This is a genomic window from Runella sp. (assembly GCF_027484545.1).
Classification (GTDB): Bacteria; Bacteroidota; Bacteroidia; order Cytophagales; family Spirosomataceae; genus Runella.
Genome location: NZ_JAIXST010000200.1, coordinates 17,260 through 27,177 on the forward strand (window position 1 = coordinate 17,260; position 9,918 = coordinate 27,177).

Annotated in this window: 8 protein-coding genes; 6 read left to right on the forward strand and 2 right to left on the reverse strand. The window is 45.8% G+C overall.

Annotated elements, in window-relative coordinates:
- Positions 1–3: 3 nt before the first annotated feature.
- Positions 4–1,164, forward strand: a complete 1,161-nt coding sequence (locus Q0081_RS18840) for an RNA-binding domain-containing protein (protein ID WP_298356813.1) — start codon at positions 4–6, stop codon at positions 1,162–1,164.
- Between the two features lie 239 nt (positions 1,165–1,403).
- Positions 1,404–1,901 (forward strand): hypothetical protein, encoded by a 498-nt coding sequence (locus Q0081_RS18845; protein WP_298356816.1) that lies wholly within the window; start codon positions 1,404–1,406, stop codon positions 1,899–1,901.
- Between the two features lie 92 nt (positions 1,902–1,993).
- Here the strand turns inward: Q0081_RS18845 and Q0081_RS18850 are convergent, their stop codons facing one another.
- Positions 1,994–2,746, reverse strand: a complete 753-nt coding sequence (locus Q0081_RS18850; RefSeq protein WP_298356819.1) for a murein L,D-transpeptidase catalytic domain family protein — start codon at positions 2,744–2,746, stop codon at positions 1,994–1,996.
- 183 nt (positions 2,747–2,929) lie between these two features.
- Between Q0081_RS18850 and nhaD the strand changes: the two genes are divergently transcribed.
- Both nhaD and Q0081_RS18860 read left to right on the forward strand, forming a co-directional pair.
- Complete coding sequence (nhaD, locus tag Q0081_RS18855) at positions 2,930–4,195, forward strand: sodium:proton antiporter NhaD (RefSeq protein WP_298356822.1); 1,266 nt, start codon at positions 2,930–2,932, stop codon at positions 4,193–4,195.
- 71 nt (positions 4,196–4,266) lie between these two features.
- Positions 4,267–5,793, forward strand: coding sequence for an aldehyde dehydrogenase family protein (locus Q0081_RS18860; protein WP_298356825.1), 1,527 nt, complete (start codon positions 4,267–4,269; stop codon positions 5,791–5,793).
- Positions 5,794–5,945: 152 nt separating this feature from the next.
- On the opposite strand, the gene Q0081_RS18865 is transcribed toward Q0081_RS18860, so the two are convergent.
- Positions 5,946–8,624, reverse strand: a complete 2,679-nt coding sequence (locus Q0081_RS18865; RefSeq protein ID WP_298356828.1) for a hypothetical protein — start codon at positions 8,622–8,624, stop codon at positions 5,946–5,948.
- 6 nt (positions 8,625–8,630) lie between these two features.
- On the opposite strand from Q0081_RS18865, the gene Q0081_RS18870 reads away from it, so the two are divergent.
- Positions 8,631–9,386 carry an RNA methyltransferase gene (locus Q0081_RS18870; protein WP_298356832.1) on the forward strand — a complete coding sequence of 252 codons (756 nt, stop codon included), beginning with the start codon at positions 8,631–8,633 and terminating at the stop codon, positions 9,384–9,386.
- A gap of 19 nt (positions 9,387–9,405) precedes the next feature.
- Entirely contained in the window at positions 9,406–9,804 is a 399-nt protein-coding gene (locus Q0081_RS18875) for a Uma2 family endonuclease (protein ID WP_298356835.1), read from the forward strand.
- Positions 9,805–9,918 lie beyond the last annotated feature (114 nt).

The window sequence follows — 9,918 nt, forward strand, 5'->3', positions numbered from 1 at the left end:
TAGATGCTTGACGAAATCAACGAACAGTGGGTGCTTCAAAAAACGTGGCAAGGCGAAGACAGTCAGACGCAGTTCAAAGCGGAAATTGACTCTGATAGCCTGGCCGCCGAAATGGTCGCTTTTTCCAACGCCTACGGTGGTCATTTGCTGATTGGGATTGACAAACACGGCCAAGTAAAAGGACTGAGTTTTGAGCAAATCGAACAGCTTAACCAAACCATCAGTAATACAGCCCACCAAAAAGTACAACCGCCGATTTTGCCGCTGACCAAAATCGTGACCATTGAAGAAAAATCGGTTCTGATCGTATTTATTTCCAAAGGCACCTCCGGACCGTACTGTACTAATAAAGGCGTTTATTGGATGAAAAACGGGGCGGATAAAGCCCGTTCCTCGCGGGAGGAACTGATGCGGTCGTTTCGGGAAAGCGGTGCTTTTTCAGCCGACGAATTGCCCGTTGCCCAAACCGATTGCTATACCGATTTAGATCGCGCTTATTTTTATACTTTTTTTGAACGGGAGTATCGACAGGATTACCAACAAACGGGCTTGTCTCTGGAGAAACTCCTCGAAAACATGGGGCTGGCCCAAGATAGAACCTTTACGTTGGGAGGTCTGCTTTTATTCGGTCAGCATCCCGAACGGTTCCGCCCTGCCTTTCACATCAAAGCCGTCAGTTTTTACGGCAACGACATTACAGATACACGTTATGTATCCAGTATCAACATCGAAGGAAAACTCGAAATTCAGTTTCGAGGAGCCATGAACTTTCTCAAAACGCAATTGAATTATGTCCAAAATGACAAAAATTTCAATTCGACGGGAGATTTGGAAATTCCGGAAACTGCCTTGGAAGAAGCCATTCAAAATGCCCTCTTTCACCGCGATTACACTAAAAATGCAGCCATACGATTGTTAATTTTTAAGGATTGGGTAGAAATCATCAGTCCCGGCAAATTGCCAAATCACTTAACCGTTGAGCGCATTAAAAACGGAAATTCAGTCATCCGAAACAATGTTTTAGTTTCTTTTGGCGGAAAAGTGATTCCGTATCGCGGATTGGGGGTTCGAAGAATATTGGCGCTTCACCCTGCCACTGAATTTATCAATGAAGTAGATGGGGAGCAGTTTATTGTAAAGCTGTATCGAAAATTGAATCCGTAAACTACGGAACTTGTGGCACAGGCAGAAGGTTTATAAAAGTGTCGAATTTTATTGTCGAATTCAGAATGCCAAATGTCGAGTGCAACATAATTATACGTCGCTTCGGCAATCTCGACTGACCTCGACATTCCCTTTCAATATTCCAATTCGTCACCGCGGCGGCAGACCACTCGTCATTCGAATAATTCGTCATTACTATATTAAACGGGGACTCCCGTCATAACTAAAAATTCAAAAACATGTATATTCCATTTCACGACATAGAATTTGAAGCCCGCGTTTGGGTGTATCAAGCCAACCGCCAACTAACTAACGAGGAAGTCGGTACACTGACGGAAACATTGAAAGCAGCCTTAGAAGGCTGGGAAGCGCATGGCCAGGCGTTGACTGCTTCAGGAAAGGTTTTTCATGATCGCTTCATAGTCATTGCTGTTGATGAGTCAAAAGAATTACCGAGCGGCTGTTCGATTGACAAATCGGTGCATTGGTTACAGGAAATCGGCCCTCGACTCGGCGTGGATTTCTTTGACCGTTCTTTGGCGTATATTGATGAGCGCGGACAACTCCAGACCATCCCCGTCAGTCAAATCAAAAGCGCTGTTGCCACCGAAGAAATCAGTCCCGAGACCACTATTTTTGACAACACGGTAACTACTAAAGCCCAATGGATGAGTCGTTGGAAAGCACGTGCCGACCACACTTGGCTCAAGCGTTATTTCCAAAAGCAAGCCTCTTGATTTGAACAAGAACTTTACACAAGCCATCCGTAATTGGGTGGCTTTTTTTGTGGAGATTTTCAGCCCTGGTTTGTATCAGTACAAACTATCCGTTAGCCATTTGTAGCCAAATCCGTTATTAATTTGGACTGCTTTAAGTAAGTGGCATCGGGATAGTACAAAAACAAACCAGCCCCGTTGCACAACATTGAAATGAGTTTTTTGGTGTCGGCAATGGAAATAGCCGGACATCCCTGACTGCGCCCTAATCGACCCGTACGACGAATAAAATCTTCGCTTACGTACTCGGCACCGTGCATCACAATGGCTCTTTCAAACGCCCGATTGTTAATATTGGTTTCCAATCCCTGCAATTTGAGCGACAGGCCATGTTTGCCCTGATACGTGGTCAGGGCGCGATAAAACCCCAGGCTGGATTGATACGAAGAATTTTTGTTAGAGAATTGGCGAGCGTATTCTTCTCCCGAATTGCGTCCGTGTGCTACGTACGTATTGTACAACAGCTTATTCTCTTTTAAATCAATCACATACAGACGCTTGTGACGGGAAGATTGGCTAAAATCAGCGATGGCCAGAATGGATTTTGTGAATTTTTCTTTCTGAAAACCATTCCAGGCAAATCGAAAGCCTTCCATCGACAATCCTGCTTCTTTGAGTCGTAAGGAGTTGTAAACACGTTCCCACGGGGGAAGAGAAGCAACCTGAATTTGAGTGGAATCAAGCGAATCCAGAACGGATTTAGCACTAAAAGAGGAGAAACTAAAGGGCTTTTTTATTTTCTGAAAACCAACCAAGGCTACGAAAGCCATTGCACAAACACAAACTACCAACAGCACGTTTTTCATTCGTATAGTTTTTCTTTTAGAGTTTTACTTTCACGAAGGTTTTGAGGTAACACCATTCCAAAAGAGTTTGGTTCCCTCAGGACGCTTCCTACTCCAACGAACAGACCTTCAAAATCCGTATACTATTCAAAATTGACCTGACCCATTATCCTGTTATATTTGGAGTCAGCTAACCTCATTTTTATGATTACTGCTCTTATTTCTGTTTTTATTATTGGCTACCTGCTCATCACTCTCGAACACACCGTACGTATCAATAAAACCGCAACGGCACTTCTCACAGGTGTTGTTTGCTGGTCGCTTTACGCCATTAGCAGTTCTGACAATCACCTCGTTGTTGAAGAACTTTCCCATCATTTAGCAGGCATTGCCGAGATTGCCTTTTTCCTGCTCGGTGCCATGACAATTGTCGAATTAATTGACGCTCATCAAGGCTTTGGTGTAATTACGGAACGTATTCATACCAAAGACACCCGCCTCTTACTTTGGATTATCAGCCTTTTTACCTTTTTTCTTTCAGCGGTTCTCGACAACCTTACCACCGCCATTGTGATGGTATCATTGTTACGCAAAATCATTCGTGACGACGAGATGCGGCGTTTTTTTGCGGGCATTGTCATTATAGCTGCCAACGCAGGCGGCGTATGGTCACCACTGGGGGATGTAACCACCACCATGCTGTGGATTGGTGGGCAAATCTCGGCTATCAATATCATGAAGATGTTGTTTATCCCCGCTCTTGTTTCACTGATTGTGCCCTTGATTTATCTTTCTTTCAAATTAAAAGGTCCAATTCAGCCGCCTAAAGCTTCCAAAAATTCTTCCACTGAAGTGGTACCGGCCTTTGAACGTAATAGTATGTTTACGGTCGGGTTGGGAATGCTGCTGTTTGTACCCGTCTTTAAGACCATTACCCATCTCCCTCCCTACATGGGGATTTTGTTGGCTTTAGGCGTGGTTTGGGCTGTTTCGGAAATCCTTCACGCCCAAAAAGATGAAGAAGACCGAAAACCGTTTACGGCCAGCTACGCACTCAGCAAAATAGACACGAGCAGCATTCTGTTTTTTATGGGTATTTTACTCGCTATCGGCGTGCTTGAAGTCACCCATACGCTCAGCAATTTGGCAGGATGGATGAACGACACCATCGGCAACTTGGATGCCATCGTTTTTATCATCGGCATTGCCTCCGCAGTCATTGATAATGTACCGCTCGTGGCGGCTTCGATGGGTATGTACGACTTGGCCACCTATCCGCAAGACAATCGTATCTGGGAGTTTTTGGCCTATTGTGCCGGAACGGGCGGAAGTATGTTAATTATTGGTTCGGCGGCGGGAGTTGCCGTCATGGGCATGGAGCGAATCAGTTTTTTCTGGTACCTCAAACGCATCAGTCTTTTGGCCTTACTTGGTTACGTAGCCGGAGCCGTTGTGTTTTTGGTGATGTGAGAATGGCTACGGTGGTTTTTGTCGTAACTTTGCCCCCAAATTCATCGTCATTCCAAAAATCAACACTACAAATGCAGGACATTTTAAAGGCACTTCATCTTCAAATTTCTAACCACGGAATCAGCACCGGTTTGGCTTCTTGGGAAGGTCAGGGCGAGGAACTTTCCTCTTTTTCTCCCGTTGACGGTCAACTCATTGGAAAAGTAAACGCTGCTTCCCGCCAAGATTACGATACCGTCATCGGTCAGGCGCAGGAAGCCTTCAAAACATGGCGTTTTGTTCCCGCCCCAAAACGCGGCGATATTGTCCGACAGATGGCGGATCAGTTTCGTAAGTACAAAACCGAACTCGGTACTTTGGTCAGCTATGAAATGGGCAAAAGCCTACAGGAAGGCATGGGCGAAGTGCAGGAAATCATTGATATCTGTGATTTTGCCGTGGGGCTTTCGCGCCAATTGTATGGCCTGAGCATGCACAGCGAGCGTCCTGCGCACCGCATGTACGAACAATGGCATCCCATCGGTATCGTCGGCATTATCTCCGCTTTCAATTTTCCCGTTGCCGTTTGGTCATGGAACTCGATGCTTGCGTGGGTTTGCGGCGATATGTGCGTGTGGAAACCTTCCGAAAAAACACCTTTGACGGCCATTGCCTGCCAACATATTATTCAGGACGTATTGAAAACCAACGATGTTCCCGAAGGAGTTTCGAGCTTAATCATCGGAGGACGTGAAGTAGGCGAATGGTTGGCCAACGACCCAAATGTTCCGTTGGTTTCGGCCACGGGCAGTACTTGCATGGGCAAAGCTGTCGGGCAAGCTGTAGGGGCGCGTTTGGGGCGCAGTTTGTTGGAATTGGGCGGAAACAACGCCATCATTATTTCCCAACACGCTGATTTACCGTTGGCTATTCCGGCCATTGTTTTCGGAGCAGTGGGCACGGCAGGACAGCGCTGTACCAGCACTCGTCGATTGATTATTCACGAAAGTACTTATGAAGAAGTAAAACGTCAGTTGGTCAAAGCCTACGGGCAGCTCCGCATCGGAAATCCTCTCGACGCTAATAACCACGTTGGACCGTTGATAGACGAGTTGGCCGTAGGCAATTATCAGACGGCCGTAAAAGAAATTCGCACATCAGGCGGCACTTTTGTGGTGGAACCGGACGTATTGACCGGCGATACTTTCAGTTCAGGCTGTTACGTAAAACCCTGTATTGCAGAAGTAGAAAACCACTGGCCGATTGTACAGCATGAGACGTTCGCGCCGATTTTGTATCTTATCAAATACAATACCCTCGACGAAGCCATTGCTTTACAAAACGGTGTACCTCAAGGGCTTTCTTCGGCTATTTTTACGCTCAACCTTCGCGAAGCCGAACAGTTTTTGAGCCAGGTCGGCTCGGATTGCGGCATTGCCAATGTCAATATCGGAACTTCCGGGGCGGAAATTGGCGGGGCGTTTGGCGGCGAAAAAGAAACCGGTGGCGGTCGTGAATCCGGCTCCGACGCGTGGAAAGCCTACATGCGTCGGCAAACCAATACCATCAACTACGGCACTACGTTGCCATTGGCGCAGGGGATTAAGTTTGAACTGTAATGTACTATTAATTTTATTTCCCGCAGATAGTCGCTAATTCCAATATGCAGATTTCGGTAATTTTTTAATCTGCTTATTTCTGCGAAACTAAATCTGTGCCCATCTGCGGGGGATTTTTTTTTACAATTTAGCTGGCAGTGAAAAACCTTTGCCTAAAAAGGATACCCAATTCCAATGTTGAAAACGGGGTAATTGGGACTTGAGCGACGGAATGAAAAGCGAGGCAGCAGATAGCGCTCATCTACGGTCGTTGTTTGACCAAACGCATCTTTCACTTGAAATTTCCGACTTGGGTCGTACACTTTGATACCCACATCAAGACGAAAAATGAAATACGACATGTCGTAGCGTAAGCCGGCACCGGTTCCTACGGCGAATTCCTTGTAAAAACGACTGAAATCAAAGACTCCATTCATAATGTTTTGGTTGGGAGTGGTCGATTTATCCAACCGCAAACGCCACACATTCCCCACATCTATAAACAGGGCATAATTAATATCTCCCACAAATCGGAACAGATGTCCGCGCAACTCTAAGTTAGTTTCCATGAGCACGTCGCCGAGTTGTTCAAAACGGTAATCATAGCCACTGTATTGGCTCACACCAGGTTGCAAAGTGGTGGTTTCTCCATTTCTGAAAATCGGGCTGCCCGTCTGTAAATCTACGTTGGGATAGGCCGAACCCAACCCCAATCGTCGGGGTGGCCACGCCCGTAGGCTGTTGCTTCCTCCGCCCGTCAGCGATTTTTCATAGGGAGCTACGCGGCGATTATTGTAGTTGAAAATCAATCCAAAGTTCGCCCGATACACCAATGTACTCTTTGGGCCAAGGGGATGGTATTTTCGATACTCAGCATTGCCTTTCAGGAATTTATACAATTGAAACCCATCCAAAACCAATGGCAGTTTTTGCTGACGTAGAAAATTGAGCGATGTCCCGCCGGACTCTGCAAACAATCGCAAATAATGAGCATTCCGATTTTGCCCAATCAGATTGTTATTGAAAATATACGAAAAACTCAAGCTCGAAATTACCGCCGATTGGAAGCTGAATTTGAGCGGATTTCCTCCGTAATTATAGAGCGAATCCAACAGATAAGAAAACTTTTCACTTTGTTGGCTTTGCAACACACTAAAATCAAAGGCCGTAAAGCTCAGGTATTCAAAGTCGCTTTTTTTCCAATTATAGCGCAAACTTGCCTGAAAACCGCTCCGAATAAAGTCCGGGTCAGCGCCCAAAAAATCGCGGTTGGTGTAATTGTACCCCAAACTTACAATGCTGCGGGGCGTCTTTCGATTAAGATTAGCCGCAATTCGGCCGGGAAATAAAATTCGCGGAAAAATCAAGGCCGTATTGATACCCATTTCGAGCGTTCTCACCAAGTTTGAACTTTTCAGGCCAAAGTTGGCATCAACGGCTCCCCGCGCCGAAACTTCAAAGTTTTCGAGCCGCCCAAAGATATTCCGCACCCGAAACGTACCGTTCAAAAACGGCCCAGGCAGGTTTTGTATCACATTCACTCCGCTTTCGCCCGTAACTTGGTACTTATCCTGCGGAATCACCCGAACCAACGCTCTGATGTAACCGTCGGTGGTATCTGTTTCGATATTGATGAACTGAAACTGATCCAAAACGCTCAACTGTCGATACGTTTCGTCCCAATCCGTTTGCCGATAGAGGTCGGTAGGACGAAACAAAATCTTACTGTCCAATACCCGGGGAGAATAATAATGTTTGGGCGTAAACGAATAGGTTACCCCCTTGTACCAAGTCGTATCACTCGCTCCCTGAACCTCATTGGGTAGGCTTTCCACCCGGAAACCTACTGTACTGTACCGATAACGGGTGTGCGAGGTCTGGTTGCGGGGGTAGTTGACCTGCAAACCCTTCACATCCACAATGTGATAAATAGAGTCGGTAGCGGGGTCACGTTTGGTGGTATCGACCAAAAACCCGCCGTTGCGTCTTCCCAGTGCATTTTGAACCGGCCGCAGGTAGTTGCGGTCAAAACCAAAATAGCCGTTCTCACGCATGAGTTTTTCGATTCGCACACTCTCGCTGATGATGTCGCTGTTGCGGTAATTATTCCCCAGTTTGAGGAAGGTCTCTGACTGTGTTTTTTTCAGCAAAGTATCTATGTCCTTATCTTTGTGCGTCAAAATATCCACTTCCCGCAACCGATGCGGTATGCCTTCCATCAGCGTATAGGTGGTGCGGATTCGGCCTAAAATCGTATCGGTATTGAAAGTGACCCCCGCATCGCGGTAGCCCTGATTGACCAGATAGTTCTTTATTTTAATAACATTATTCTTGGTATCTTTTTCTGAAAAATAAACGGGCGGCTCACCCAAGGTACGCATTCCCCAATTCCCGCCCTCTACACGCTCTCGGTATTTGTTGGAAATACGGTTGTATTTACGACGAAGTCGAGAAAGTTTTCGGGAATCGTTGGCGTATAATTCAAACTGCTGTTCATAATACCGATTAACGGAGTCCAATTTTATCCGTTGCGGCTCACGGTCGTAATTTTTATCCCAGCCTTGATAAAGCCAAAGAGAAACCGTTGCGCCAGGGATTCCAAAAATTCTTTTATTAGGCCGTTGGGGCAAAAGTGGCTCCAAATCTTCCGTTTTTACGACTTTATTTCCCCGAAAAATTTGGTTTCCGAGTAAGTATTCGTCTTTTTTGAGCGTACTTTTGGGAGTGCAGGCACCGAGAAGGAACAAAATAAAATATAGAATGATAAATGATAAACTATGAATTAGTTTGCTCCTAATTTCACCTAACTCATTAAACATTCGCTCAAAAACACGCAGTTCTGTATCAATCATTAAAATATGCTTTCTAAAAACGTAGTAAAATACCTCAACTCGCTGCAACTTAAAAAATACCGTCAGGAACACGGCTCGTTTTTGGTCGAAGGAGCCAAAAGCGTGGTGGAATTACTCGCTTCCGATTTCGAGATTGAAATGCTCGTGGCCACTGACGCATTTTACAAAGAAAATACCCAAAAGTTTGATAAACAACCTTTCCGCGTCGAAATCGCTACGCCCGACGAACTCAGCCGCGTGGGAACCCTCCAAACCAACGACGCGGCTTTGGCCGTAGTAAAAACGAAACCCAACGATTTTTTGTATGCCGAAAAGCAGGAATACGTCTTGGTGTTGGACGACATCCGCGACCCCGGCAACCTCGGCACCATCATCCGCATTGCCGATTGGTACGGCATCACCAAAATCATCTGTTCCCTCACCACCACCGACTGGTACAACCCCAAAGTCATTGCCGTAAGCAAAGGCTCCTTTACACGAGTGCGAGGGTATTATGTAGAATTGGATATGTATTTGGAAAAAGTAAGGACTACGGAACAGGGAACACGTATTTACGGCACCTTTTTGGAAGGTAAAAACATCCACCAAACCACCTTTGCCGAAGCGGGTTATATCGTGATGGGCAACGAATCCAACGGCATCAGCCCCTCCGTGGAAACCTTCATCACTCAAAAAATCACCATCCCCCGCTTTGGTGGTGCGGAGTCATTGAACGTGGGAATTGCAGCGGCAGTGGTGCTGGATAATTGGCGGCGGGGGTAGTCTCTATTTTTACAAAAAAATGAAAAAAGAACAACTTTATATCTACGAATTGTTAACTCGGCTTTTCATTAGTAAAGGCTATTGGGAAAACGGCATGTTGGTTGCAGAACAGGAAGTGATTTTGACAGATAATACTGTCCTGCGGCCCGATATTGCTTATTTCACTCGTGAACAAATTCAAAAAAGTAGAAATGGAACAGTTATCATTCCGGAATTTATCATTGAAATTACCTCCAACGGTGACCTAATATTCCCATTGGAAAAGAAAATCACTGAATATTTTAAAGCGGGTGCGGGCGGCGTTCCGCTAAAAGTAATTTGGAACATCATTCCCGAACAAGAAGTAGTCTATGTCTATACTTCCCGACGCGACGTAAAAATCTGCCTCGAAAATGACATTTGCTCTGCAAAACCCTAGGGCAATTGCATGAAGTGGTAAGTTAGCCCGACCTTTGGGAAATGAATGTAGCTGAATTTTTCTTTGAGTTGGACGACCCTCGCCGGGACGGAAGCTGTTATCACGTCCTATCGG